The sequence below is a fragment of the Mesorhizobium dulcispinae genome (assembly GCF_033977345.1).
Classification (GTDB): domain Bacteria; phylum Pseudomonadota; class Alphaproteobacteria; order Rhizobiales; family Rhizobiaceae; genus Mesorhizobium; species Mesorhizobium dulcispinae.
Window position 1 is genome coordinate 177,535 of the sequence record NZ_JAVIIY010000009.1, and the last position, 24,801, is coordinate 202,335.

25 protein-coding genes are annotated in these 24,801 nt (G+C 64.5%); 1 reads left to right on the top strand and 24 read right to left on the bottom strand.

Translation table 11 applies throughout. The features are described 5' to 3' along the window. Positions 1 to 74 precede the first annotated feature (74 nt). Genes infB through rimP form a run of 4 tightly spaced genes read right to left on the bottom strand, consistent with a single transcriptional unit; the run spans position 75 to position 5,605 of the window. Positions 75 to 2,648: a translation initiation factor IF-2 gene (gene infB / locus RFN30_RS20405; protein WP_320263879.1), complete on the bottom strand. Its 2,574-nt coding sequence runs from the start codon at positions 2,646 to 2,648 to the stop codon at positions 75 to 77. Then, positions 2,645 to 3,295 carry an RNA-binding protein gene (locus RFN30_RS20410; protein ID WP_320263970.1) on the bottom strand — a complete coding sequence of 217 codons (651 nt, stop codon included), beginning with the start codon at positions 3,293 to 3,295 and terminating at the stop codon, positions 2,645 to 2,647. Before RFN30_RS20410 ends, infB begins: the two co-directional genes overlap by 4 nt. A 32-nt stretch (positions 3,296 to 3,327) precedes the next feature. Next, the gene (nusA, locus tag RFN30_RS20415; protein WP_320263880.1) at positions 3,328 to 4,926 is read right to left on the bottom strand and encodes a transcription termination factor NusA; all 1,599 of its coding nucleotides are present in this window, start codon (positions 4,924 to 4,926) and stop codon (positions 3,328 to 3,330) included. A gap of 46 nt (positions 4,927 to 4,972) precedes the next feature. Next, positions 4,973 to 5,605: a ribosome maturation factor RimP gene (rimP, locus tag RFN30_RS20420; RefSeq protein WP_320263881.1), complete on the bottom strand. Its 633-nt coding sequence runs from the start codon at positions 5,603 to 5,605 to the stop codon at positions 4,973 to 4,975. Between the two features lie 183 nt (positions 5,606 to 5,788). Between rimP and RFN30_RS20425 the strand changes: the two genes are divergently transcribed. After that, the gene (locus RFN30_RS20425) at positions 5,789 to 6,055 is read left to right on the top strand and encodes a hypothetical protein (protein WP_320263975.1); all 267 of its coding nucleotides are present in this window, start codon (positions 5,789 to 5,791) and stop codon (positions 6,053 to 6,055) included. Between the two features lie 113 nt (positions 6,056 to 6,168). Here the strand turns inward: RFN30_RS20425 and RFN30_RS20430 are convergent, their stop codons facing one another. The 20 genes from RFN30_RS20430 to RFN30_RS20525 all read right to left on the bottom strand — a co-directional run bounded on the left by RFN30_RS20430 (position 6,169) and on the right by RFN30_RS20525 (position 24,757). Beyond that, a complete protein-coding gene (locus RFN30_RS20430; RefSeq protein WP_320263882.1) occupies positions 6,169 to 6,678 on the bottom strand; it encodes a GNAT family N-acetyltransferase in 510 nt (169 codons plus the stop codon). Between the two features lie 3 nt (positions 6,679 to 6,681). Continuing rightward, positions 6,682 to 6,981, bottom strand: a complete 300-nt coding sequence (locus RFN30_RS20435) for a type II toxin-antitoxin system TacA family antitoxin (RefSeq protein WP_320263883.1) — start codon at positions 6,979 to 6,981, stop codon at positions 6,682 to 6,684. Between the two features lie 132 nt (positions 6,982 to 7,113). Then, complete coding sequence (gene trmB, locus RFN30_RS20440; RefSeq protein WP_320263884.1) at positions 7,114 to 7,815, bottom strand: tRNA (guanine(46)-N(7))-methyltransferase TrmB; 702 nt, start codon at positions 7,813 to 7,815, stop codon at positions 7,114 to 7,116. Positions 7,816 to 7,820: 5 nt separating this feature from the next. Beyond that, positions 7,821 to 9,086, bottom strand: coding sequence for a methionine adenosyltransferase (metK, locus tag RFN30_RS20445; RefSeq protein WP_320263885.1), 1,266 nt, complete (start codon positions 9,084 to 9,086; stop codon positions 7,821 to 7,823). Positions 9,087 to 9,253: 167 nt separating this feature from the next. Further along, a complete protein-coding gene (locus RFN30_RS20450; RefSeq protein ID WP_126086026.1) occupies positions 9,254 to 9,676 on the bottom strand; it encodes a helix-turn-helix domain-containing protein in 423 nt (140 codons plus the stop codon). A gap of 139 nt (positions 9,677 to 9,815) precedes the next feature. Further along, entirely contained in the window at positions 9,816 to 11,405 is a 1,590-nt protein-coding gene (gene lnt / locus RFN30_RS20455) for an apolipoprotein N-acyltransferase (protein ID WP_320263886.1), read from the bottom strand. 97 nt (positions 11,406 to 11,502) lie between these two features. Continuing rightward, positions 11,503 to 11,973 carry a VOC family protein gene (locus tag RFN30_RS20460; RefSeq protein ID WP_320263887.1) on the bottom strand — a complete coding sequence of 157 codons (471 nt, stop codon included), beginning with the start codon at positions 11,971 to 11,973 and terminating at the stop codon, positions 11,503 to 11,505. A 12-nt stretch (positions 11,974 to 11,985) separates the two neighbouring features. Next, positions 11,986 to 13,062, bottom strand: coding sequence for a hemolysin family protein (locus RFN30_RS20465; protein ID WP_320263888.1), 1,077 nt, complete (start codon positions 13,060 to 13,062; stop codon positions 11,986 to 11,988). Positions 13,063 to 13,089: 27 nt separating this feature from the next. Continuing rightward, on the bottom strand, positions 13,090 to 13,587 hold the full coding sequence (ybeY, locus tag RFN30_RS20470) for an rRNA maturation RNase YbeY (protein ID WP_320263889.1): 498 nt from the start codon (positions 13,585 to 13,587) through the stop codon (positions 13,090 to 13,092). Positions 13,588 to 13,598: 11 nt separating this feature from the next. Continuing rightward, entirely contained in the window at positions 13,599 to 14,591 is a 993-nt protein-coding gene (locus tag RFN30_RS20475; protein WP_320263971.1) for a PhoH family protein, read from the bottom strand. Positions 14,592 to 14,727: 136 nt separating this feature from the next. Then, on the bottom strand, positions 14,728 to 16,137 hold the full coding sequence (gene miaB / locus RFN30_RS20480; RefSeq protein ID WP_320263890.1) for a tRNA (N6-isopentenyl adenosine(37)-C2)-methylthiotransferase MiaB: 1,410 nt from the start codon (positions 16,135 to 16,137) through the stop codon (positions 14,728 to 14,730). 154 nt (positions 16,138 to 16,291) lie between these two features. Beyond that, complete coding sequence (olsA, locus tag RFN30_RS20485; protein WP_320263891.1) at positions 16,292 to 17,092, bottom strand: lyso-ornithine lipid O-acyltransferase; 801 nt, start codon at positions 17,090 to 17,092, stop codon at positions 16,292 to 16,294. A gap of 27 nt (positions 17,093 to 17,119) precedes the next feature. Further along, positions 17,120 to 17,614 (bottom strand): ribosomal protein S18-alanine N-acetyltransferase, encoded by a 495-nt coding sequence (rimI, locus tag RFN30_RS20490; protein ID WP_320263892.1) that lies wholly within the window; start codon positions 17,612 to 17,614, stop codon positions 17,120 to 17,122. After that, entirely contained in the window at positions 17,614 to 18,330 is a 717-nt protein-coding gene (gene tsaB / locus RFN30_RS20495; RefSeq protein WP_320263893.1) for a tRNA (adenosine(37)-N6)-threonylcarbamoyltransferase complex dimerization subunit type 1 TsaB, read from the bottom strand. The genes rimI and tsaB overlap by 1 nt, the downstream gene beginning before the upstream one ends. Positions 18,331 to 18,411: 81 nt before the next feature. Further along, positions 18,412 to 19,530: a DUF1513 domain-containing protein gene (locus RFN30_RS20500; RefSeq protein ID WP_320263894.1), complete on the bottom strand. Its 1,119-nt coding sequence runs from the start codon at positions 19,528 to 19,530 to the stop codon at positions 18,412 to 18,414. Positions 19,531 to 19,939: 409 nt separating this feature from the next. Continuing rightward, on the bottom strand, positions 19,940 to 21,019 hold the full coding sequence (locus tag RFN30_RS20505) for an imelysin family protein (protein ID WP_320263895.1): 1,080 nt from the start codon (positions 21,017 to 21,019) through the stop codon (positions 19,940 to 19,942). Then, positions 21,019 to 22,614 (bottom strand): di-heme oxidoreductase family protein, encoded by a 1,596-nt coding sequence (locus tag RFN30_RS20510; protein ID WP_320263896.1) that lies wholly within the window; start codon positions 22,612 to 22,614, stop codon positions 21,019 to 21,021. The genes RFN30_RS20505 and RFN30_RS20510 overlap by 1 nt, the downstream gene beginning before the upstream one ends. A 12-nt stretch (positions 22,615 to 22,626) precedes the next feature. Then, the gene (bfr, locus tag RFN30_RS20515; protein ID WP_278204948.1) at positions 22,627 to 23,112 is read right to left on the bottom strand and encodes a bacterioferritin; all 486 of its coding nucleotides are present in this window, start codon (positions 23,110 to 23,112) and stop codon (positions 22,627 to 22,629) included. Then, a complete protein-coding gene (locus tag RFN30_RS20520) occupies positions 23,078 to 23,389 on the bottom strand; it encodes a (2Fe-2S)-binding protein (RefSeq protein ID WP_320263897.1) in 312 nt (103 codons plus the stop codon). Before RFN30_RS20520 ends, bfr begins: the two co-directional genes overlap by 35 nt. Positions 23,390 to 23,452: 63 nt before the next feature. Beyond that, positions 23,453 to 24,757, bottom strand: a complete 1,305-nt coding sequence (locus RFN30_RS20525) for an imelysin family protein (RefSeq protein WP_430699069.1) — start codon at positions 24,755 to 24,757, stop codon at positions 23,453 to 23,455. Positions 24,758 to 24,801: the final 44 nt, after the last annotated feature.

Sequence of the window (24,801 nt, forward strand, 5' to 3'; positions counted from 1 at the left end):
TCAAATACAAAATAAGACTCTAGGCGGCAGCCTTTCGGCCGCCGCCCGGATCATTCCGGCAAGTATATCCGAATTTAGAGCGTCCTGCTCACCATCTCGACGCGGAAGCACTCGATGACATCGCCGACACGCATGTCCTCGTAGTTCTGGAAGGCCATGCCGCATTCCTGGCCGCCCGGCACTTCAGAGACTTCGTCCTTGAAGCGCTTCAGCGTCTTCAGCGTGCCTTCGTGCACGACGACATTGTCGCGGATCAGGCGCACGCCTGCGCCACGCTCGACCTTGCCTTCGGTAACGCGGCAGCCGGCGATCTTGCCGACCTTGGAGATGTCGAAGATCTCGAGGATCTCGGCATTGCCGATGAAGGTCTCGCGCCGCTCCGGCGAGAGCATGCCGGAAAGCGCCGCCTTCACGTCATCGACGAGGTTGTAAATGATCGAGTAGTAGCGGATCTCGATACCGGCAGCGGCAGCGGCCGTACGCGCCTGCGCGTTGGCGCGGACATTGAAGCCGATGATCGCGGCACCCGAGGTCTCGGCAAGCGACACGTCGCTTTCGGTGATGCCGCCGGCGCCCGAATGGACGATGCGCGCCCGCACCTCGTCGTTGCCGAGCTTTTCGAGCGCGGCATTGATCGCCTCGATCGAGCCCTGCACGTCGCCCTTGATGACCAGCGGGAATTCCTTGAGCCCGCTCGTCTGCAATTGCGACATCATCTGCTCGAGCGAGCCGCGCTGGCCGGCATGCTTGGCCACCGCCTTCTCGCGCGCCAGACGCTGGCGGTACTCGGTGATCTCGCGGGCCCGGGCCTCGTTGTTGACGACGGCGAAACGGTCGCCCGCCTGCGGCGTGCCCTGGAGGCCAAGCACCTCGACCGGCATTGCCGGCGGGGCTTCCGGCACATGCTCGCCGCGATCGTTGACGAGCGCGCGGACGCGGCCCCACTCGTTGCCGGCGACCAGGATGTCGCCCGGCATCAGCGTGCCGGTCTGCACCAGAACGGTGGCGACCGGACCACGACCCTTGTCGAGCTTGGCCTCGATGACCGCGCCTTCGGCGGTACGGTCGGGGTTGGCCTTGAGGTCGAGGATTTCGGCCTGCAGCAGGATCGCCTCGAGCAGCTTGTCGATATTGGTGCCCTTGGTCGCCGACACCTCGACGTCCAGCACCTCGCCGCCCATCGATTCGACGAACACCTCATGGCGCAGGAGTTCCGCGCGCACCTTCTGCGGGTCGGCGTCGCGCTTGTCGATCTTGTTGATCGCCACGATGATCGGCACGCCGGCCGCCTTGGCGTGATTGATCGATTCGATCGTCTGCGGCATCACGCTGTCGTCGGCCGCCACCACCAGCACGGCGATGTCGGTCACCTGGGCGCCGCGGGCGCGCATGGCCGTGAAGGCGGCGTGGCCGGGCGTGTCGATGAAGGTGATCTTCTGGCCGTTCTTCTCGACCTGGTAGGCACCGATGTGCTGGGTGATGCCGCCGGCCTCGCCGGAGACGACATTGGCGTTGCGGATGGCGTCGAGCAGCGAGGTCTTGCCGTGGTCGACATGGCCCATGATGGTCACCACGGGCGGACGCGACACCAGGTCTTCCGGACGGTCGGCGATATTGAACAGGCCTTCCTCGATGTCGGACTCGGCGACGCGGCGAACCGTGTGGCCGAACTCCGAAGCGACCAGTTCAGCCGTGTCGGCGTCGATGACGTCGCCCGGCTTCAGGATCTGGCCCTGCTTCATGAAGAACTTGACCACATCGACTGCCCGTTCGGACATGCGCTGCGCCAGTTCCTGGATGGTGATGGTTTCGGGCAGGATCACTTCACGCATGACTTTCTCGCGCGGCTCGTTGTGCATCGCGCGTTTGAACTTCTCCTGACGGCGGCGCATCGACGACAGCGAACGACCACGGGCGTCCTCATCCGACAGCGCCGAATTCAGCGTCAGCTTGCCGCGGCGGCGATCTTCCTCACCCTTGGTGGGCTTGGCCGGACGCGCCACTTCGGGCGTGACGAGACGGCGGGCCGGCGCACTGGCGCCGCCACCACCGGTCCCGGTACGCCTCGGCTTGACCTCCTCGTCTTCGTCGGCCGTGGCGATATCCGCGGCCTGCGGCGCGCGGCGGCGAGCCTCTTCCTCGGCACGGCGACGCGACTCGGCCTCGGCCTGAAGGCGCGCCTCTTCCTCGGCTTGGCGGCGCGCGGATTCCTCGCGCTCGCGCTTGCGGCGCTCTTCTTCCTCGGCGCGGCGCTTGGCCTCTTCCTGGGCGCGCTGACGGTCCTCGATCTCACGTGCCTTGGAGCCTTCGAGCGCCCTGCGGCGCGCTTCCATCTCACCGCGCGACAGTTCGTTCAGCACCATGCCGGAGCGCTCCGGCGGCGGAGGCGCCTTCGGCGCTTCCTGCACGGCAGGCGCGGGCGCCGCGGCTGCGGGCTTCGGCGTGAAGACGGACGGCGCCACCGGCTCCGGCTTGTCGCCGGGCAGCGAGAACTTGCGCTTCTTGGTCTCGACGACGACCGACTTGGTGCGTCCGTGCGAAAAATTCTGGCGCACGGTGCCCTGCTCCAGGCCGGGACGCTTCAGCGTCAAGGTCTTCTTCGGCGTAACGCTCAACGTCTTGTCGTCGCCCGATTTAGTATCGCTCATTCCATATCCTCTGCGGCATCATCTTCGTCAGCAACGGCCGCAAGCATTGCCAAATCGTCCGGGGTTCCGCCCCGATACCGGTCGAGCGCGACCATGCGCTTCTCAACCGCCTTTCCCGCGTCCTGCGCGAGGACGGCAGCATGTATCACATTTGTACCCCCCAATGCCAAGCTCAACTCGGCCTCGGGGAAAAGTTTGTAGGCAAGGATGGCGGGGCCGCCGAGATGGACGGTTGCCCGCCGCGCCTGACTGATCTTGCGGACGCCGTCGTCCGAGGCTTCGGTCGCGTGCAGCACGAAGAGCGCCTGCCCGTCGCGCACGACAGCCTCCACCTTGGCGGCGCCGAGAACGACCGCTCCGGCCTTGCGAGCAAGACCCAACATACCCAGAGCGGATCTGGAAAGCAGCCCGTCGACCATGCCGCCGAGATCGGCGGGAACATCGACCTGCGCCTTGAAGGCGCGGGCAAACAAATTCTTCGCCGCAGCCTTGTCGATATGTAGGCGATCGGCGGTGACCCAGCAACCGCGACCGGGCAGATTTCTCTTGATGTCCGGAACGACGGCCGAATCCGGGCCGACGACGAAGCGGATCAGCTCATCCGCGTCGGCCTGCCTGCGCGTAACGATGCAGGTGCGATCGTTCATCTCGTCCACGGGCTTTGCGATGCGCGTTCACCTCACGCACCGACGGTTTCGCCGGCAGCCGCTTCTTCCTCAGCGGCCGATTCTTCCTCGGAGATCCAGCCGGCCTTCTTGCGAGCGGCCAGCACCATCTCTTCGGCTTCGGCGCGCGAGACGCCGTGATCGGCGAGCACACCCGGAAACACCTTGGTCTCGCCGTCCTTGCGTTCCTTCCAGCCGATCAGGTCGTCGGCGGCATAGCCGGCGAAGTCCTCGATCGTCTTCACGCCGTCCTCGCCGAGCGTCACCATCATGGCCGTGGTGATGCCGGGGATCTCGCGCAGCTCGTCCTGGACGCCGAGCGCCTTGCGCTTCTCGTCGTGCTCGGCCTCGATCTTCTCGAGATATTCGCGGGCGCGCGACTGGATTTCGGACGCGGTGTCCTCGTCGAAGCCGTCGATCGAGGAGATTTCGCCGGAGTCGACGTAGGCGACTTCCTCGACGCTGGTGAAGCCTTCGGAGGCAAGCACCTGGCCGACCATCTCGTCGACGTCGAGGGCTTCCATGAACAAAGCCGAACGTTCGACGAATTCCTTCTGGCGACGCTCGCTTTCCTCCTGCTCGGTCAGGATGTCGATGTCCCAGCCGGTGAGCTGCGAGGCAAGGCGAACATTCTGGCCGCGGCGGCCGATGGCCAGCGACAGCTGGTCGTCCGGCACCACCACCTCGATGCGCTCGGCATCCTCGTCGAGCACCACCTTGGCGACTTCGGCCGGCTGCAGCGCGTTGACGATGAAGGAGGCGGCCGAAGGCGACCACGGAATGATGTCGATCTTCTCGCCCTGCAGCTCGCCGACCACCGCCTGGACGCGGCTGCCGCGCATACCGACGCAGGCGCCGACCGGATCGATCGAGGAATCGCGCGAGATGACGGCGATCTTGGCGCGCGAGCCCGGGTCGCGAGCGACCGACTTGATCTCGATGATGCCGTCGTAGATCTCCGGCACTTCCATGGTGAAGAGCTTGGCCATGAACTGCGGATGCGTGCGCGACAGGAAGATCTGCGGGCCGCGCTGCTCGCGGCGCACGTCATAGACATAGGCGCGGACGCGGTCGCCATATTTGTAATTCTCGCGCGGAATCAGCTCGTCGCGGCGGATGATCGCCTCGCCGCGGCCCAGATCGACGATGACGTTGCCGTATTCGACGCGCTTGACGGTGCCGTTGACGATCTCGCCGATGCGGTCCTTGTACTCGTCATACTGACGATCGCGCTCGGCCTCGCGCACCTTCTGGACGATGACCTGCTTGGCCGACTGGGCGGCGATGCGGCCGAAATCCATCGGCGGCAGCTGTTCGGCGATGAAGTCGCCGAGCTGGGCGTCGGGGTTGCGCTCACGCGCCGTGGAAAGGGCGATCTGCGTGGCGTAATCCTCAACCTTCTCGACCACTTCCATCAGCCGCTGCAGCTTCATCTCGCCCGTGTTGGGATTGATGTCCGCGCGGATATTGGTTTCCTGACCGTAACGCGAACGCGCCGCCTTCTGGATCGCATCGGCCATGGCGGCGATGACGATCGACTTGTCGATCGACTTTTCACGCGCGACCGCATCGGCGATCTGCAGCAGTTCGAGCCTGTTGGCGCTTACAACCATTGTCTTTCTCCCGACTTCGCTCCGGGCTCGCGGCCCGAAAACTCAATCAACTTTCCTGTTCTGTTTCGTTTCCTTCGTCGGCGGCGGCGTCTTCCGCTTCGCCCCGGCGTTTTTTTGCTTCCTTGCGGGCTCTGTTGTCCTTCGACAGGGCCTCGCGGATAAGATCGTCGGTCAGCACCAGCCGCGCCTCGGCGATCGCGTCATAGGGCAAGCGCACAGTCGGCTCCTCGCCATAGGCCGCCTTGTCACGCTCCAGCAGGATGCCGTCGGCGTCCGCTTCGGCGATCTTGCCCTTGAAGCGCTTGCGGTCGCCGATGAGGACCGACGTCTCCATCTTGACCAGGTGGCCGGTCCAGGTGGTGAAATCCGATTTGCGCACCAGCGGCCGGTCGATGCCCGGCGACGACACTTCGAGATGATACGCCTTTTCGATCGGATCTTCGACATCGAGCGCCGGCGACACGGCGCGGCTGACCTCTTCGCAATCCTCGACGGTCATGGTGCCGTCGTCGCGCTCGGCCATGATCTGCAGCGTCAGCCCGTTCTGCCCGGTCAGTTGCACCCGCACGAGGCGGAAGCCGATGGCCTTCAGCACTGGCTGCACGATCAGCGCAATGCGCGCATCGATGCCGCTTTCGCGGATGATACGATCGTCGGCTTCATTTGCCGCTGCGGTCATAAGTTTCCTGTCGTTTTGTCGCTCCGGCCGGCAGGTAACAAAAAAGAGCGGGACCGGGTGGACCCACTCTTCGTCATACCGACCAAGAATTTGAGGCTGATATAAACGATCCCGGCCGGCGTTTCAAGCCTGACGGTGACACCGGCCAAAGCCCACGGGAGGTAGCAGCGTTGCGTGCCGAGCATGGCGGCCATGCGCCGGCACCTCTGTGATCTCAGTTTGCCAGCACCTATCTATGTTGCAACGCAAAAGAAAGGTCGCGCGCAGTGGCGCGTGAAGGAATTTGTCATGGACCGTGGATTGTTTTTCGTAATCGGTGATTTTCTGACCACGTTCGGCAGCGCCGCTGCCGCGTCGCGAGCCGTCGAGGCCGGCCGCAAGCCGCGCCGCAGCGACCTGAAGAAACTTGGCATCGAGCCGGCCGCCTTCGACAAGCTCGGCCGCTTCTGAGCCGGCCACGGACGGAACCGGCAATAACCGAGTCTCGAGCTACGGGTGGGGATACGGCTCGGGGCGCAGGGTCCTTGACCCCTCGCGGCTTCACCAAAGGGCAGTCCTCACCCTTACTTCTGGGCTTCCACGAGCGACGCGGCGATTGTTGCGATCGAACGGAACAAGACAAGCGGATCGTCCTTCGTCGGCAGAAATCCCCGCCGTTGCCAGAATAGTACCGCGTCTTCATCGATCGCATTGACCATGAGCGCGCGCCCTCCAATCAGCTCCGCAGCCTGAACGCAGCGCTGAAGGGCATGCTTAACCAGGCCAGTACCGATGCCGCGCCCAGCCCATTCAGTATCGGTCGCAAGCTGGCCGAGAAGGAGACAGGGCACCGGGTCGGGCGGTTGCCCCGTGCGAATCGAACGGGGTAAGATCGAGGGCACAACAGCCGTCGGCGCCAGACCATAATATCCGACCACGCGATTGGCTTCATGGACAACGAGAACGACCGTAAAGCCCTTCTCCTGATTGGAGAGGGCGCGCGTTTTCAGCCAGTGATCAAGCGCAGGTTTCCCGCAGGAAAATCCGGAAACATCGTGGGCCTCTGTCAGCGGTTCGGGCGCCGATAAGGCCACGGCTCAGCGCTTCGCTGTGTAGCCAGCTTCCCAGGGCGCGCGCCGCTTTGCCAATTCCACCATGTCCGGAACCGGAGCGGCAGGGGCCGACAGAACCTCAATAAATTCCGCGAACCCTTGCGGACTCATGCGGATAAGGCGGTTGTCCATCAACACATCCTCGGCCGCACGCACGGCGGCATCGCGCACGAAGTCCGTGCGGGACCGGCCGCGGAGGGCGGCGGCGCGATCGATCATCGCCACGTCCGCTTCCGGCAGGCGCATCGAGATCGGGTATTCCTTGCGTTCAACCGTGGCGGCCATAAACGTCTCCTTGCCGGCAATATGGCAGCATGTAGCGCAAAATGCAATACACCACGATTCGTCGAGGCAGGCCGAGCGACCGAGACCCGAGGGCCATTTTGACAGGATCGCCGCTTCTGGGCGGCTTCCGGCTTACTTCCGGACAAAGGTCAGATAGGCGGGCCGCCTGCCCTCGCGGATGGCCTTGGCCTCATAACGCGTGCCGGGCCAGCCTTGATAGGGCGTGTGCCAGTCGGCGGCCTCGTTCGCCTGCCAGGCAAAGCCGCCACTGGCGCGGCAAGCGAGCAGCGTCCAGTTCACGTAACTGTCGATGTCGGAGGCAAAGCGGAACTTGCCGCCCGCCTTCAGCACCCGCGCGAACCGATCGAGATTGGCGGAGCTTACGAAGCGCCGCTTCCAATGCTTCTTCTTCGGCCAGGGATCGGGATAGAGCAGATCGATGCCGTCGAGCGAGGCCGGCGGCAGCCAGTCGAGCAGGCGCGTGGCGTCGTCGTCATAGACCCTGAGATTGGCGAGCGGCGCCTTGGCGAGCGCCGTCATCATCTTGGCCATCCCGTTGACGAAGGGCTCGACGCCGATAAAGCCCGTCGCCGGCGCTTCCGTCGCGCGATGCAACAGATGCTCGCCGCCGCCGAAGCCGATCTCGAGCCGAATAGCTGAAACCTTTGCCTTGAACAGCGTTCCAAGGTCTGCCGGCGGCTCAGCCGTCAGGTCGAGCCTGTAGGCGCGCAGGCCGCTCTCCAGCGCCGCAGCCTGCTGCGGACGAATGGTCTTGCCGTGCCGGCGGCCGAAAAATGCTTCGGTCGCGCGGCTCGGCCGGTCCTTCGGATCCACTGGCGTCAGGCGGCGACCGCGTCCTTGAGCGCCTTGGCGAGGTCCGTCTTCTCCCAGGAGAAGGAACCGTCGCGGCCGGCCTTGCGGCCGAAATGGCCATAGGACGAGGTCTTGGCATAGATCGGCTTGTTGAGGTCGAGATGACGGCGGATGCCGGAAGGCGACAGATCCATCACCTTGCGCAGAGCGCCCTCGAGCTTGGCCTCGTCGACCTTGCCGGTGCCGTGCAGGTCGACATAGACCGACAGCGGCTGGGCGACGCCGATAGCGTAGGAGAGCTGGATGGTGCAGCGGTCGGCGAGCTTGGCCGCCACCACGTTCTTGGCGAGATAACGCGCCGCATAGGCGGCCGAACGGTCGACCTTGGTGGTGTCCTTGCCGGAGAAGGCGCCGCCGCCATGGGGGGCCGCGCCGCCATAGGTGTCGACGATGATCTTGCGGCCGGTAAGGCCGGCATCGCCGTCGGGACCGCCGATCACGAACTTGCCGGTCGGGTTGATATACCAGTTGCAGTCCTCGGCGACCTTGAGATCGCCAAGCGCCTCGCGGATGTAGGGCTCGACGACCTTGCGGACCTTCTTGGAATCCCAGCTCGAATCGAGGTGCTGGGTGGAAAGCACGATCTGCGTCACTTCCGCGGCCTTGCCGTCGGCGTAGCGCACGGTAACCTGGCTCTTGGCATCCGGGCCGAGCTTGCCGGCCTCGCCATTGCCTTCGTGGCGCGCGCTGGCCAGCAATTCGAGGATCTTGTGGCTGTAATAGATCGGCGCCGGCATCAGGTCGGGCGTCTCGCGGCAGGCATAGCCGAACATGATGCCCTGGTCGCCGGCACCTTCCTCGCCTTGGCGGTCGGCGGCATTGTCGACGCCCTGGCCGATGTCGGGCGACTGGCCGTGCAGCAGCACCTCGATCTTGGCCGTCTTCCAGTGGAAGCCTGCCTGCTCGTAGCCGATCTCGCGGATCGCCTTGCGGGCAACGGACTTGAACTTGGCCGGATTGACGACCGGGTGGCCCGCCGCATCCATGAGGATGTTGCCGGCCTTGTCCTTCTTCAGGAGCGTTTCGGGAACCCTGACTTCGCCGGCGATGACGACGCGGTTGGTGGTGGCCAGCGTCTCGCAGGCGACGCGCACCTTCCAGGGGTCCATGCCCGTTTTCCTGGCTTCGCGATAGACGAGATCGACGATTTCGTCGGAGATACGGTCACAGACTTTGTCGGGATGGCCCTCGGAGACGGATTCCGAAGTGAAGAGATAGTTCTGCCGCGTCACGGGTGTCCCCTCTTGAAAAAGATCGGCAGGGCTGCCGATTTTGGCGCGCCACGTGTTAGCGGTGCCGGGCGCCGCTCGTCAAGCGGCGCGACGGATCTGGCATGACTTTCGGCACAATCAGCTTGTGCCACCGGCGGCAGGGCACCGCCGGCGACATGAGCCTGGAATTACTCGGCGTCGTCCGGCGAAAGGGACTTCACAAGATCGATGATCCGGCGCCGCACCTTGACGTCGGGAATCTTGACGAAGGCACGATTGAGCTGGAGCCCCTCCGGGCTGCCGCAGAATTCGATGGCGAAGGCCATCGATGCATCCTCGGCGAATCCCCGATTGCCGGCCCCGGCCTCCTGACCCGGGGCGTCCTCGAAGAAGAAGGCGACGGGAACACTCAGAATGGAGGCGATGGCCTGCAAACGGCTGGCGCCGACCCTGTTCGTCCCCTTTTCGTACTTCTGTATCTGCTGAAACGTGATGCCGAGATTTTCACCCAGCTTTTCCTGGCTCATTCCAAGCATATTGCGACGCAGCCGAATACGACTCCCGACATGAATGTCGATCGGATTCGGCTTCTTCTTGTTCTCTTCTGTCATTTTTTCCTCGCCGAATTTTTCCGGCTTTTTCTATTTTTCCCGCCCAAACGAAGCCGGAGCCACCTGCCCCAACAGACCCCTCCAGCCGACTTCGAGAAAATTTTAGGCGTTACAGTATGAGTTTCTAATGTGCCGACTGTCAATTCACCCGTAGCCGCTGCCTTACATTCAATGTGAAGGCCGCAAGGGCAAACAGCAACATGATCAGCAATCCGTTAATGCGCCGCTGTTCGGCGGACAGCAGGGCGTGCCCGGAAATCGGCACATGCGCGTCGATGGCGCCGCGCGCGTCGACCGCCAGGGCATCGACGATGCGCCCGCGCGAATCAACAATTGCGGAGATGCCGTTGTTGGCCGCACGCAACAAAGGCATTCCATTCTCCACCGCGCGAATCTGCGCCTGCCTGAAGTGCTGGTACGGGCCGGGCGTGTCGCCAAACCAGGCGTCATTGGTGACGTTCACAACAAGTTCAGATGACGCAGCGTCAGCCGCCACGAGGTCAGGAAAGATGACCTCGTAACAGATGAAAGGAACCGCCCGCAGGCCGTTCGGCAGCGCGAGCGGATGCCGGTCGTTGCCGGCGGCGAAATTCATCGGTCCGGCAACGAGCTGACCGATGCCGAAACGTTCGAACAGGCCCTCGAAAGGCAGATATTCGCCGAAGGGCACCAGATGCACTTTGTCGACGGCGTCGACGATCTCGCCCTTGTCATCGATCGCCACCACGGAATTGTAATAGCGACTGCCGGCACCCCCAGCGCCGCCCTCCTCGCGCACGACGCCGGCAACAAGCATCTGGCCCTCGCTCAGCATGTCGCCCAGCGCCGTCAGCGCGTCCGGACGCTCCGTGAACAGGAATGGCACCGACGTTTCCGGCCAAAGAATCAGTTGCGGCTTGGCGTGGCCCTGTTCCGGTGCCTTCGCCGATATCCCCATCAGCGTGGCGAAGATGCGGTCGCGCACCGAGGCATCCCATTTCTCGCTGAGATCGACCGCGGGCTGGACGATGCGAACGTCGATCGCGCGGGTGGCCGGCTCGGCCGGGGCGGCGAGCCTGAAATAGCCGAAGCCGACGTGAGCGGCGACGAGGACAACGAACAAGACCGAGCCCAGCTTGAGATGGCGGCGCGCGGCGACAAGCGCGGGGAGCGAAAAGACGAAGACCGCGAGTGCGTTCATGCCGACCATGCCCGTCACCGACACGCTCTGCATCAGGAGCGGCAGCGGCATCGCGGCATAGCCGACGGCATTCCAGGGAAAGCCGGTGAAGAGAAAATCGCGCAGCCATTCTGCAAGGCCGAAGCCGAAGGCGAGCGCTGCTATGCGGCCGATGTCGCTGCTCCAGAAAAGCCGCGCCACGACCGCCGCAAAACCGTAGAAAAAGGCGAGCGCGAGGGGGATGCCGACGACAGCGAAGGGCAAGGCCCAGGCGAAGGTGTCGGCCTCGACCAGAAGTGCCTGGCCGATCCACCAGAGGCCGGCGAGGAAATAGCCGAAGCCGAACGACCAGCCGATGGCGAAGGCCGGCCGCAGGCGCTTGAGCCAGCCATCGGAAGCTTCGCCAGTGGCGCCGTCGAGCAGCCAGACAAGCGCCGGAAACGAGACGAAGCAGACGGCGAAGAAGTCGTAGGGCGCCTGGGCGAGAACCGCGAGCGCTCCCGCGACAAACGCCACCAGCGACCGCCGCCATCCCCACAGCAGAATTATCCGGCCGGCAAAGCGCTGCATCTAGCTTCCCAAGTCGCGCGAATCAGGGAGCCAGAGATTTAACAGGCCGAGCCGGATGCTCCAAACGCGGATAAGCGCAACCAAATTCACGGTCGCGCTACCGGTGCCACCCTTCGATGCTGAGGCCGCTCAGTCGTTCGGCCTCCTCCTTGGGCACAACGCGCACGGTCTGCGTGAAGGTCCAGACATGGCCTTCGGGATCGCAGGCCCGGTATTGCCGTTCGCCGTAGAAATGATCGATGGGCTCCTCGACGATTTCGGCCCCCGCGGCGCGCGCTTTCTCGCAATGGGCGTCGAGGTCTTCCCTCAAACGGATATAAACCGATTGCGTGTTCTTGCCGCCGATGGAAGCCGGGCTGGCAATGTGCGCGGCCCATTCGGAATCGACGATGATGTAGCCGTCGCCGAAGCGCATTTCGGCATGGACAAGTCGCCCATCGCTGTCGCTCACCAGCATGCTCGGCTCGAAGCCGAACGCCGCCTGAAGCCAGGCCAGGGCCGCGCGCGGATCTCGATAGAAGACGCCGGAACCGAGGACTGCATGCTTGAACGGGTCGTCGACCGACATGGCGTGACGATATCAGGCCTGCTCGGTGCGCGCCGCGCGGCGGCGCTGCCGTTCGCCCTTCGGGCTCTGCACGATGCGCACCCGCTTGACGCGGCGCGGATCTGCGTCGAGCACATGGAATTCGAAGCCCGGTATGGCCTGCACCACTTCGCCCCTCGCCGGGACGCGGCCAAGCGTGTTGAAGATCATGCCGCCGATGGTGTCGACATATTCGCCATGCTCGCCGGCGGCGAAATCCTCGCCGATCATCTTGGCGACCTCGTCGATCTCGGCCTTGCCGTCGACCACGAACACGCCGTCGCCGGCCTGGGTGATCATCGGCTCGTCGTCGTCATGCTCGTCCTCGATGTCGCCGACGACCATCTCGACGATGTCCTCCAGCGAGGCGAGACCGTCGGTGCCGCCATATTCGTCGATGACCAGCGCCATCTGGGTGCGCGTCGTCTGCATGCGCCCCATCAGGTCGGAAGCAAGCATGGAGGGCGGCACGAACAGAACCGGGCGGATCAGGTCGAGATCGCCGATGGTGCGCGCGAGGTCGACCTGGGCGAGATCGAGAACGGTCGGCGCCGGGATCTTCCTGTTCGCGCGGCCCTTCTTGACGCGGGCGAGCTTGGTGATGTGAGCAAGAACGTCGCGTATGTGGACCATGCCGCGCGGGTCGTCGAGCGTCTCGGAATAGACCGGCATGCGGGAATGGCCGGATTGTTCGAAGAGGCTAAGCAGATCGCCAAGCGACGTGGTGATCTCGACCGCCTCGATGTCGGCGCGCGGCACCATGACGTCCTCGACGCGCACTTCACGCAGCCGCAGGATGTTGTTGAGCATGGCGCGTTCGCCGGGCGAGAAGGATTCGGCATCGGTGGCCGTCTCGGCCAGCGCGTCGGCGATCTCCTCGCGCAGGCTGGTGCCGTTGCGGTGCCTGAACAGGCCGAGCACGCGATCGAAGAGCGAAGGACCGGCATGCGAAGGCTCAGCGGCCACGCTGCCGGTCGGAATACTCGGACTGGAGCCCTCTTCCGACTTCTCGGAAGGCTTGGCAGCACTGCCGGCGTCCGGACGGGCGGCAGTTTCTGGTTTGTCGTTCATGGCCATCAGGTCAATTGGTCTTTTTTGTTACGCGTAGGGATCAGGAATGGCAAGCCTCGCAAGCGCGGCGCGCTCGATCGCTTCCATCTCCTCGGCCTCGGCGTCGGTCTCGTGATCATGGCCCAGAAGATGCAGCAGGCCATGGATGACGAGATGGGTGATATGGTTCGCCAGCGGCTTGTCTTCCAGGGCGGCTTCACGCGCGACCGTCTCTGAGGCCAGCACGATGTCGCCCAGCATCGGCGGCAGCTTGCCGCCTTTAGGGAACGAAAAAGCCGGGAAAGACAAGACGTTGGTCGGCTTGTCCTTGCCGCGCCATTCGGCGTTGAGGGCCTGGATGTGAGCGTCGTCGGAAAAAACGACGCTGAGCTCAGAAGCACCCTTCACGCCGATCTCGGCAAAGGCGGCCGTGACAGCGCTATGGACCAGACGCGCCAGCTCTGCCTCCGCGGGCCAGTCGCCGGCCTCGACGAAAATATCGATGTCGACCGGCATCTCGCCGCTGGATCCCGGATTTTCAGCCATGGAGCCTTTGATCAGCTTTCGGCGCCGAGGCCCCTGGCCAGCTTGCCGTCGCGATCATAGGCCTTGACGATCTCGGCAACCAGCGGATGGCGCACGACGTCGCCCTCGTTGAAGCGGACCGTGACGATGCCCGGCACGCCGTCGAGGATGCGCAGCGCCTCGACCAGGCCCGACTTGGTGTTGGGCGGCAGGTCGATCTGGGTCGGATCGCCGGTGACGATCATGCGCGAGTTCTCGCCGAGACGGGTGAGGAACATCTTCATCTGCATCGGCGTGGTGTTCTGCGCCTCGTCGAGGATCACCGCCGCATGCGCCAGGGTGCGGCCGCGCATGAAGGCCAAGGGCGCGATCTCGATAACCTCGGCTGCGATCGCCCGCTCGACCTTGTCGGCCGGCATCATGTCGTAGAGCGCGTCATAAAGCGGCCGCAGATACGGATCGACCTTCTCCTTCATGTCGCCGGGCAGGAAACCCAGCCGCTCGCCGGCTTCGACCGCCGGGCGCGACAAGACGATGCGCTCGACCATGCCGCGCTCCAGGAGCATCGCCGCATGGGCCACAGCGAGATAGGTCTTGCCGGTGCCGGCCGGGCCGATGCCGAACACCATTTCGGAGCGCTCCAGCGCGCGCATATAGGCGTCCTGGTTGAGCGAGCGGGCATAGATCGTGCGCTTGCGCGTCGCGATCTGGGCGGCCGAAACCTTGCCCTTGCGCTCCATGGTCGGCAGCGTCAGCTGGTCGTCGGCGGCGATCGCCATGCGCACGGCGCCGTCGACGTCGGACTGGCCGATATCGACGCCTTTCTGCAGAATGCCGTAGAGCGTATCCAGCGCGCGGCGCGCCTGCTCGGCCGCCGATGCCGACCCTTTGATCGCAAGCTGGTTGCCGCGCGAGCGGATATCGACGCCGAGCTTCTGCTCGAGCCGGGCCAGGTTCTCGTCGAACTGGCCGTAAAGGGCGCTGGCAAGCTTGTTGTTGTCGAAGGTCAGTACGATGTGCGCCATGTCGGAGGCCCCGGATGCCTGGTTCTGGGGCGGATTCTTCAGTTCAGCAGCGCTCAACCGTCTCTCCTCATCTGCCAAGGCTTGTGGCTATGCATGTCGTTGTCCCAAAACCGCGGGCACTTTTGGGCGACATGCATCATGCCAACTCGGCGAACAGGCTGTTGGGACCTGTCTTCGTGATTCGTACGTCAATAATGTCACCGATTCCACCGGCCTTGTCGTCAACAATAACCGGCTGCAGCCAGGGCGAGCGGCCGACGATCTGGCCCGGACGGCGGCCGGGCTTCTCGATCAGCGTGCCGACGGTGCGGCCAACCAGGCTGGCGATGAACGCCTGCTGCTGCTCGTTGATCAGCGCCTGCAGGCGCTGCAGCCGCTCGTCCTTCACGGCTTCCGACACATGGCCGTCCATGTCGGCGCCCGGCGTGCCGGGGCGCGGCGAATATTTGAACGTGAAGGCCGAGGCGTAATTCACCTCGCGCACCAGCTTCAGCGTCGCCTCGAAATCTGCTTCCGTCTCGCCGGGAAAGCCGACGATGAAGTCGCCGGACATCGCGATGTCGCCGCGCGCGGCGCGGATGCGATCGATGAGGGCCAGATAGTCGCGTGCCGTATGCCTGCGATTCATCGCCTTCAGTATCCGGTCGGAGCCAGACTGCACTGGTAGATGCAGATAGGGCATCAAGGCCGGCAGGTCACGGTGTGCAACGATCAATTCGTCATCCATGTCGCGCGGATGGCTGGTCGTGTAGCGCAGCCGCGCCAGGCCGGGGATCTCCGCCAGGCGGAAAAGCAGGCGGCCAAGGCCCCATTCCTCGCCATTTTCGCCTTCGCCGTGCCACGCGTTGACATTCTGGCCGAGCAGCGTCACCTCGCGCACGCCGGCCTCGGCCAGGCGCTCGGCCTCGGCGACGATCTGCGCGACCGGTCGCGAGACCTCCGAGCCGCGCGTATAGGGCACGACGCAGAAGGTGCAGAACTTGTCGCAGCCCTCCTGCACGGTGAGGAAAGCGGTGACGCCGCGCTTTGCTACCTCGGCCCGCTTCGGCTGCGGCAGGTGCTCGAACTTGTCCTCGATGGCGTAGTCGGTCTCGACGATCTTCTCGCCGCCGCGGACCCTCGCCAGCACATCGGGCAGACGGTGATAGGTCTGCGGGCCGATGACGAGATCGACCGCAGGCGCGCGGCGGATGATCTCCCCACCTTCGGCCTGCGCCACACAGCCGGCGACGCCGATCAAAAGCTCGCGACCGGCCTCGGCGCGCTCCGCCTTCATGTCGCGGATGCGGCCAAGCTCGGAATAGACCTTTTCGGCCGCCTTCTCACGGATATGGCACGTGTTGAGCAGCACCAGATCGGCGTCCTCGACGGCGTCGGTCGCGACATAGCCGTCGGCGGCCAGCGCATCGGTCATGCGCTGGGAATCATAGACATTCATCTGGCAGCCATAGGTCTTGACGAAGACCTTTTTCGCCGCCGGGGCAGGGCTGGCCGCATGCTCGGCAGCCGTGCCGATGTCGTGGCTTTCGATCGTGTTCAATTCCATCGGGCGGCTTCTAACGCCTTTCCGTGACAAAAAACAGACGATTCTGGCTGAAGCGCGTCGTGCTGCATGGATTCAGCCGGCGCGCTTCAGGCTTTGTTTTGTGCATGTCGTTGCCCCAAAAACCGCTACACACTTTTGGGCGACATGCATCGAGCTAGCGACTTGGGCGGGGATCGGCGAGCGCGGCCTGCATCATCTCGCGCACCTTGGCTTCCATCAATCTTGCCGTTTCCTTGCGGTTCGAGCCCTTGGCGAACGGCACTGGATCGCCGAAATGCACCTCGGCGTCGACCGCGCCTTCGGCCAGCAGGACTTTCAGATGCGGCATCAGATCCTGATCGCCGATCCAGGCGGCCATCGCCCGGTGGCGGCGGCCCATCGGCACGCCATGCACCCTTGTATAGGCGATCGCCACCGGCTGGATGAAAACCTGGTCCGCGGCCCCTTCGGAAATCGCCATCGAGGCCGCGCCGAACAAGGTGCTCTTGAACGGCAGCACCAGATTGCCGTCGCCGGTGGAACCTTCGGCGAACAGCACCATGGCGTCGCCCTTGGCCATGCGCCTGGCGATCTCGCTCGCCTGGTCGCCGGAGGTGCGCTTGCGCTCGCGCTCGATGAAGACGGTGCGCTGCAGCTTGGACAGCATGCCGATCAGCGGCCAGCCCTCCATGTCGGCCCTGGCGATGAACTTCACATCGACAAAGGAGCCGAGCACCATGATGTCGGTCCAGGAAATGTGGTTGGCCGCGATGAGCAAGGGGCGCTGCTTGGACAGCGCGCCCTTGACGTGCACGCGAATGCCCAGCGCCTTGAGGATCATGCCGTGCCAGATTCTGAGGACGACCGTCTCCGGCCAGAGCCTTGTCTTCATCGACAGGAGCTGCAGCGGCACCAGCACCACCGTGCCGGCGACGACAAGGGCGAACGCCAGGAAAATCCGCAATTTCTTGATCATTCGCTCCGGCCCTATCGCGCCGTCTGGCTAGCGAAGATCGCGGCGCATGACAAGCGCTCCGGTCGGGCCATGCTCGGTCGAGCGGTAGTAGTTCGGGCGCTGGCCGACCTGGCGGAAGCCGAGCCGCCGGTAAAGCGCTATCGCAGGCGCATTGGTCTCGTCGACTTCGAGGAACAGCGCCTCGGCACGCTGCGCATGCAATTCGCGCAGCACCGCATCCATCAATTGCCAGCCGAGCCCCTGGCGGCGATGCGCGCGGGCGACGGCGACGGTCAGGATCTCGCCCTCGCCCGCCGCCAGACGCGCCAGAACGAAACCGACCGGGGGTTTCGATCCCTGTCCCCTCTCGCGCGCGGCGTAACCGAACACGGTGTCCTGTTCGAGCAACGCCGCGAACTCGCCATCGGTCCAGGGCCGGACAAAATCCTCGCGATGCAACACCGAGACGGCGGCGCTGTCGGCAACCGTCAGCGGCTCCAGCGCATAGTCCCTGCGGCGCGGCTGAAAGAAAGGTATGCGCATCAGGACTTTTTTCCCTTTGGACCCCGCTGCCGGGGACCATTGTTCTGTCTTGGCAGAATGAAACCGGCCTGCGGCTTGGCGTCGGCGCCGCGCAGATAAAGCGGCTTCGGCTTTTCGCCGGGCTCCTTGGCGGCGGCCAGCCGGGCATAGGTGGCGATGTCGGCCGTGGCAACATCCGGCCCGATGTCGAAAGCATGTCCGGCGGCCGCGGCAATCAGCGGCGCGGCGGTGCCGGCGAGAACCGCGGTCGCGTTGACTGCCATCCCGGTCGCTTCGGAAAGCGTGGCCACCGCAGGACCGTAAGTCAAAACTAACGCTTCGTCGAAAAGAGCCGCGTGGAGTTCCTCGCGGCCGGCGTCGAGCGCGGCGAGCACGGCGCGGCCAGGAAAAGCATTTGCGGCCTCCGCCGCCAGCGCTTCCAGCGTCGTCACCCCGACGGCCGGGATTTTCAGGGCCAGCGCCAGGCCGCGCGCGGTCGAGACGCCGACCCGCAGGCCGGTGAAGGAACCCGGCCCGATCGAGACGGCGACGGCATCCAGCTCCTGGTAGCCGATCCCGCCCGCTTTCAGGGCGGCTTCAACGACAGCCATCAGATGCTCGGCATGCCCCTTGCCGAGGTCGAGCACATGGCGGCCAAGCTCGATGCCCGCGCCCGCGTCATAGACGCAGGCGGCGCAGAGATTGGCGGCGCAGTCGATGGCGAGCAACTTCTTCATATGGCCGGTTAACGATAGGATCGAACACAATTTCCTCTGCCCGGCATGGCCCGCCGCCGCAAGTGCCAGGCCGCATAAATGTTAAGCGGCTTTGCTTCCGCCAGCAGCGATGCGCAGCATGTGATTGTCCCAGACATAGTCGGGCTCCGAACGCGAAGCACCGGCACCGCCGACGATTTCGCCGGCGCCGGTCGTCGCCATGAAGCCGGCGTCATCCGGGGCGAGGCCGCAAACCTCGACGAGCGATTTGGTCGCGACAATCCGCCCGCTGGCAGCGTCGATGATGGCGAGCGAATTGCCTTCCGGTGAGGTGACGGCGACCGTTCCGGCGGCAGGATTGGCGGCGACCGAGCCGATATAGTTGCGGAAGCCAGCGAGCACGTCCTGCGGCATCTCCAGCAGCTCGAGCTCCTTGCCGCGCGCGGCGCGCCCGACCAGCCCCGGACGGTCGGTCGCCGGTCCCCGATACTGGCAGCCGAACCAGACGGTGCCTGCCCGGTCGCGGTCCATATGGCGGATCGAGAGCTGGTGCAGCGCCTGCGGCAGTTGGTGCTTTTCGATCAGGTCGCCGGTGACGCGGTCGACCAGCGTGTAGGAGGGCTTCATCGTTGCGATATTGAGTTCGGCGCGGCCGAAGTCGGGATGCGTCTCGATGCCGCCATTGGCAATGGCGAGCGTCCTGCCGTCGCCGAGCAGCAGCAACTCGTGCGGACCCATGCCGTAGGTCGGGAACTCGCCGATGCGGCTGAACTTCGCCCGCGCATCATAGACGCCAACGACACCGGCGGCGTTGTCGAAATCATTCTCGGTCGCATAGAGCAGCGCGCCATCCGGCGAGAACACGCCATGGCCGAAGAAATGCCGGCCGGTGATGCTGGCGATGGTCAATGGCTTCTCGCGGCCGGCATGGTCGAAGACCACCGCGAAGGTGCCGGGCTGGCGGGCGAAGACGACCGAGCGTTTCGACACCGGGTCGAAGGCGACATCGTGGCCACGGTCGGGCAGATCGAGGGTGTGCAGGATCTTGCCGGCCTCGGAGAGCACGGCGGCGCCGAAGCCGCCGTCGCGTTTGACGAAGGCCGTGGCAAAGACGGCATCCGCCGCCAGCGTGTCCGCCCAGGCGTTCGGCGCCATGGCGGCGACGAAGCTGGCGCCGGCGGCGCGCAGGAAATCCCGGCGGTCGATGAGCGCGGTTCTCATGAGAGGGCCCTCAAGGGCATCGACTCGTTCCGCGACACGGCAAGTGCCGGTCGGGCACAGTGATGATCGCAGACGTTGGAGGTCAGCCGAAGCCTCCGGAACTTCGTCATCCTTGGGCGAAGCAGGAGCGCAGCTCCGTCGCGAAGACCCAAGGATCCATGCCGTGACCTTGGCCGAAGGGTGCAGCGGAGCAGAGCTCTGCAGCGTCGCAACGCCTTAAGGTCACGGCATGGATCCTCGGGTCTGCGCTGCGTCGCTCCGCTCCTTGCTCCGCCCGTGGATGACGAAGTTCCGGAGGCTTCGGCCAATCTCGAAAGCATGCGGCCCGCCGAAGCAGATGCCTCTGGACCGCCAAAACCTCCGACCCGAGAGCTGTCGTCAAAAATCCGCGTCGTTCCCATAATCATGCTCAATCCCCATCGAGCGAGGAAAAGCCGGCGGTCAGGCCGAACTCGGCGGTCATCCTGGTGCCGATCAGCGTCGAAAGGCTGGAGGTGATCAGCGCGAAATGCTCGAGCTTGTCGCGCAGGGCCGGATCGGCCAGCGCCTTGTCGATCGGGCCAGCGACCGATTTTGCGGTCGCCACGCCGTTGGCGAGCTGGATGTGGATGGACCCGGCCATCCATTGCGCATCGGCGGGCAGCGCGTCGCCAAGTTTCGAGGCCTGGAACAACTGGTCTATGCCGGTGAGATTCCCGGCCAGCGAAGCCGCCGTGTTCTGCGAGCGCCAGTAGATCGCCTGCTTCGGCTTGTCGGCGTCCGGCTTCGCGCCAAGGAAACCCTTGAGCCGAACGTCGCGGATCATTTCCAGCTCGTTGATGAAAACGCCGACCAGCTCCGTCACCGCTTCGGTGCCATCGCGATAGAGCGGGTTCTTCGGCCCCGGATTGGCCCAGAGCGAAGCAAAACCGTCGGGCTTGTTCCAGGCGTCGCGTACCTCAGCGGCAATCGCCTCGATGTTGCCGGCGACCGCCGCGCCATAGGCGCAACGATAGGGTTCATCCTTCTTGGCGAGCGTCTCGGCGCCATCGCCGAACAGCACATATTCAAGCGCGCCGAGGCCCTGCATGGCGACGCTCTTTCCCGCCAGCTGCGCCGAATCGGCGGCGGAAGGGTCTTTCGCGGCGAGCGTAGCCTGCACCTGCCTCAAGCCGATGCTCTTGCGGTCCGGCCAGTAGAGCATGCGCTCCAGCCGGTTGTTCTCCTTGATCGGCCCGAAGGCGATGATCTCGGCCACCGACCAGGCCTCGACGGTGGCCGAAAAATCCGCGCGCGCCGCTTCGAGATTTCGCTTGGACGGCGTCGCGCAAAGCTGGTGCATCGCCTTGGTCAGGCTCGTTGCATGATCGTCGAGGCTGGCATAAGCCGGGCGGACGAAGCCATCGATCGCGCGTCCGATGACATCGGAGGCTTTGAACGCGGCCGAGGCCGGCAGGGTGACGACCAGAAAGAGCGGGAGGGCAAGCGCGGCTGCCAGGCGTTTCGACATCAGAGCGACTCCAGGAATTTGATCAACGCAGCGCGGTTCGCGGCATCGGCGGCGGCGAAGCGGTCGCGCGCCTTCCGGCCCTCGCCGCCATGCCAGAGGATCGCCTCCTCGAGCGTGCGCGCGCGGCCGTCGTGCAAATAGAAACTGTTGCCGTTGACCGTCGCGGTCAGGCCGATACCCCAGAGCGGCGGCGTGCGCCATTCGCTGCCGCTTGCTTCCCCGACGCGCTGCCCGTCGGCAGGGCCCTCGCCCATGTCGTGCAACAGGAAATCGGAATAAGGCCAGATCAGCTGGAAGGCCTGAGCCTTGTTGGGCGTGCCGCGCATGGTGACGAATTTCGGCGTGTGGCAGGAAATGCAGCCCATCTCGTAGAACTGCTTCTTGCCGGCAAGGACCTCCGGCTTGCCGATGTCGCGCCGCGCCGGCACGGCTAGGTTCTGCGAGTAGAACGTGACGAGATCCATCACCGGCGGCGGTGCCTCCGTCGTGCCCAGGCGCTGTTGCACGCCGTTCGGCAGGGCAAGGCAATCCTTCTCGGCTTCGGTGCAGTCGCCCCAATGTCGCGGCACCTCCGGCGTCGAGATGCCGACGTCGCCGGCAAAGGCGTCGGCCGCCTGCCGGCGGATCGATGCGGCTTGCGCCTTCCAGCCGAAACGGCCCAACGTTGTCTCTCCGCCATCGCGAACGATGTTCGGCCGGCCGGAGATGCCGTCGCCGTCGCTGTCGTCCGGATCGGCATGGGCGAGGATGTCGGTAGGCGCAATCTGCTCGATCAGGCCGAGCCCGATCATCGGCGGCGTCAGGCGCGGCGAGAGCGTGGTGCGTGGGTCGAGGGGACCATAGCCAAGGCCTTCGACCGAATAGCTGGGCTTGCGCAGCGAAATGACGGTGCCGTCGGCGAGCTTCGCCTTTTCCTCGGTATAGACGATGCGCATGCGGCCTTCGCCCTTGAGGCCCGGAACCGCCAGATCCTGCAATTGCGAGCCATAGACCGGATCGGGGAAATTCAGCGCCTGGTGGTCGGCAAGCGCCGCCTTTTCTTCCGCGCTGCTTGCATCGCGCGCCAGCCGCAGGAACATCGAGGTCGAGCTGGTCGAGCCTTCCGGCGGGCGACCCCGGCCGTCCTTCAGATGGCAGTTCTGGCAGGCGCGTTCGTTGAACAGCGGACCGAGCCCGTCGGAGGCTTGGGTCGACGACGGCGACGAGACCCAGTTCTTGCGGAAAAGCGCATTGCCGAGCTTGAAGGTTCCCTCTTCCTCGAAGGTGATATTGGAGGAAGATTGGGAGAAGGCATCGCGGTTGACGTCCTTCTCCGACGTGCCGGCGCCGCCTTGCATCAGCTCGAAGGGCTCGGGTTTGGTGAAGTCGCTGGTTGGCTTGGTGACGGCCAGGACCCGGGCCTGGTCTTTCGGGGTCAGGTCAATGCGGCTCGTCGGCAGACCGGCCGGCTCGCCAGCCGAGGCGGATGCGACGAGCGTGACTGCCAGCAAAAGCGGACCCGTGCGCCAATTCCGGTATCGCGGGTTCTTCGGAAGCGGCAGGCCAACAGATTTGACCCGCCACGAGCGGCGCGAAAAATCTATGGGGCGCCGCATTCCCGCATGTCCTTACTCCGCCTCGTTGGCCGAGTCGGCGTTGAGCTGGCCGTATTTTTCCTCACCGATCGAGGCGAGCAGGTCGAGCTGCGTCTCGAGGAAGTCGATATGGCTTTCCTCGTCGGCCAGCAGGTCCTCGAACAGCTTCATCGACACGTAGTCGCCCTCATCCTGGCAGATCTCGCGCGAGCGCTTGTAGGATGTGCGCGCGTCATATTCGCCGGCGAGATCGGATTCGAGCACTTCCTTCACGTTCTGGCCGATGCGCAGCGGCGCCACCGACTGCAGGTTCGGATGGCCTTCAAGGAAGATGATGCGGGCCACCAGCCGGTCGGCATGGTGCATTTCCTCGATCGATTCCGCCCGCTCTTTCTTAGCCAGCCTTGTGTATCCCCAGTCCTCGAGCAGACGATAGTGGACCCAGTACTGATTGACGGCTCCAAGCTCCAGAAACAGGGCTTCGTTAAGCCGCTCGATGATCTGCGGTTCGCCTTTCATGGAATCTGCTCCCGTATTGGACGCGCAAGCCTCTCACGCGGTCCAGGTGTGAAACGATGTCCGCGCCGCTCCCCTCTGAACGGGCGTGGTAGTTCTCGGTGACCCGAATGATCGTTTCCACCACATTTGGGAAGCAGCCGCAACAGCGGCCGCGCTTGCGCATGGCATGATAGACCTTGGCCGGCACAATAAGCTGCCAGGGATCTTCATCCAGCAGATTGATGATCGTCTGCTCGATCTCCTTTTCGGTGATGATGTTGCAATGGCAGATCAGCATTTACTTGGCCCTGGCTGACGGCGCCTTTCCCGGCGCCGCTTGGCTGTTACCGGCCCGACAATCTTACTTGAACACCTTGTCCGGCGCATCGAGGCTGTCGGAACCCTCGAAGGCGATGGCGTTGAGCTTGAGCGAGCCGACGGCGCGTTCGATCGACTTGGTCTGGTCGATCAGCGCGTCGATCGCCGCCTGCACGGTGGCGTTGCCTTCCGCGTTGCCCTCGGCGATCTGCTGGTCATAGGCCTCGCCGGCCAGCGCACGGGCCTTGATCGCTTCCATCTTGGCGACCGTCACGTCCAGCTTGTCGGACAGTTCCTTGTCGATCGCCGGATCGGCAGCCTTCACCATGTCGGAGACCGACGGGCCGGAAACCACTGTGCCGTCGAGACGCGTATAGCTGGCGTGGTAGACGTCGCGGATGCCGACGGCGTCGTAGAGATGGGAAATGTAGGTGTTGTCGGAGAAGCAGTCGTGCTCCTCCTCCGGATCGTGCAGCAGCAGGCCGAGCTTCATGCGCTCGCCGGCCAGCTCTCCATAAGAGAGCGAGCCCATGCCGGTGAAGATGGTGGAGATGGCGGCATTCGGCTCGCCGTCGGTCAGGGCCTTGCGCGCGGCGCCGTCTTCCTTCCAGTTGTTGACCATCTCCTGCAAGTCGGACACCAGCAAGTCGCTTGCCGACTTCAGATATTCGGCGCGGCGGTCGCAGTTGCCGCCGGTGCAATTCTTGAGATCGTAGTCGGTGTAGGGCCGCTCGCCGGCGCCGGGACCGGTGCCGTGCAGGTCCTGGCCCCACAGCAGGAATTCAATGGCGTGATAGCCGGTCGCAACATTGGCCTCGACACCGCCGGCTTCCTGCAGCGTGCCGGAGAGGAATTCGGGCGTCAGCTTCGAGGCGTCGACCTTCTTGCCGTTGATCTCGATTTCCTGGTTGGCGATGACATTGGCCGTATAGAGCGCGTTCTCGTCCGACTCGGTGCCGTAGCTCTTGGCGACATAGTCGATCAGGCCTTCGTCGAGCGGCCAGGAATTCACCTTGCCTTCCCAGTCGTCGACGATCTTGTTGCCGAAGCGATAGACCTCGGTCTGCTGGTAAGGAATGCGAGCGGCCTTCCAGGCATCGCGGGCGGTGTTGAGCGTGTCGGCCGAGGGCCTGGCGATGAGCGCGTCGACGGCCTTGTCGAGCGCCTGCGCTGTGGTCAGCGAATCCTCGTATTTTGCCAGCGCGATGTCGGCATAAGTCTTGATCACCGCCTTCGCATCGGTTTCGGCTTTCGCCGGCAGCACGAATACGGCCGCCGTCAGCGCCGCTGTGGCGCCGATCGCGGCGAGCCGGCTGCCCCAACGTGGCGCAATAATTCGCGGCGTCATTGTCGCTTTCATCAATCCCATCTCCTCAGAAATTCAATGACATA

Coding starts and splice junctions, on each gene's coding strand:
- infB (WP_320263879.1), bottom strand. CDS start 2,648: ATGAGCGATACTAAATCGGGCGACGACAAGACGTTGAGCGTTACGCCG.
- RFN30_RS20410 (WP_320263970.1), bottom strand. CDS start 3,295: ATGAACGATCGCACCTGCATCGTTACGCGCAGGCAGGCCGACGCGGAT.
- nusA (WP_320263880.1), bottom strand. CDS start 4,926: ATGGTTGTAAGCGCCAACAGGCTCGAACTGCTGCAGATCGCCGATGCG.
- rimP (WP_320263881.1), bottom strand. CDS start 5,605: ATGACCGCAGCGGCAAATGAAGCCGACGATCGTATCATCCGCGAAAGC.
- RFN30_RS20425 (WP_320263975.1), top strand. CDS start 5,789: ATGGCGGCCATGCGCCGGCACCTCTGTGATCTCAGTTTGCCAGCACCT.
- RFN30_RS20435 (WP_320263883.1), bottom strand. CDS start 6,981: ATGGCCGCCACGGTTGAACGCAAGGAATACCCGATCTCGATGCGCCTG.
- RFN30_RS20450 (WP_126086026.1), bottom strand. CDS start 9,676: ATGACAGAAGAGAACAAGAAGAAGCCGAATCCGATCGACATTCATGTC.
- lnt (WP_320263886.1), bottom strand. CDS start 11,405: ATGCAGCGCTTTGCCGGCCGGATAATTCTGCTGTGGGGATGGCGGCGG.
- RFN30_RS20460 (WP_320263887.1), bottom strand. CDS start 11,973: ATGTCGGTCGACGACCCGTTCAAGCATGCAGTCCTCGGTTCCGGCGTC.
- RFN30_RS20465 (WP_320263888.1), bottom strand. CDS start 13,062: ATGAACGACAAACCAGAAACTGCCGCCCGTCCGGACGCCGGCAGTGCT.
- ybeY (WP_320263889.1), bottom strand. CDS start 13,587: ATGGCTGAAAATCCGGGATCCAGCGGCGAGATGCCGGTCGACATCGAT.
- RFN30_RS20475 (WP_320263971.1), bottom strand. CDS start 14,591: ATGGCGCACATCGTACTGACCTTCGACAACAACAAGCTTGCCAGCGCC.
- miaB (WP_320263890.1), bottom strand. CDS start 16,137: ATGGAATTGAACACGATCGAAAGCCACGACATCGGCACGGCTGCCGAG.
- olsA (WP_320263891.1), bottom strand. CDS start 17,092: ATGATCAAGAAATTGCGGATTTTCCTGGCGTTCGCCCTTGTCGTCGCC.
- rimI (WP_320263892.1), bottom strand. CDS start 17,614: ATGCGCATACCTTTCTTTCAGCCGCGCCGCAGGGACTATGCGCTGGAG.
- tsaB (WP_320263893.1), bottom strand. CDS start 18,330: ATGAAGAAGTTGCTCGCCATCGACTGCGCCGCCAATCTCTGCGCCGCC.
- RFN30_RS20500 (WP_320263894.1), bottom strand. CDS start 19,530: ATGAGAACCGCGCTCATCGACCGCCGGGATTTCCTGCGCGCCGCCGGC.
- RFN30_RS20505 (WP_320263895.1), bottom strand. CDS start 21,019: ATGTCGAAACGCCTGGCAGCCGCGCTTGCCCTCCCGCTCTTTCTGGTC.
- RFN30_RS20510 (WP_320263896.1), bottom strand. CDS start 22,614: ATGCGGCGCCCCATAGATTTTTCGCGCCGCTCGTGGCGGGTCAAATCT.
- bfr (WP_278204948.1), bottom strand. CDS start 23,112: ATGAAAGGCGAACCGCAGATCATCGAGCGGCTTAACGAAGCCCTGTTT.
- RFN30_RS20520 (WP_320263897.1), bottom strand. CDS start 23,389: ATGCTGATCTGCCATTGCAACATCATCACCGAAAAGGAGATCGAGCAG.
- RFN30_RS20525 (WP_430699069.1), bottom strand. CDS start 24,757: ATGACGCCGCGAATTATTGCGCCACGTTGGGGCAGCCGGCTCGCCGCG.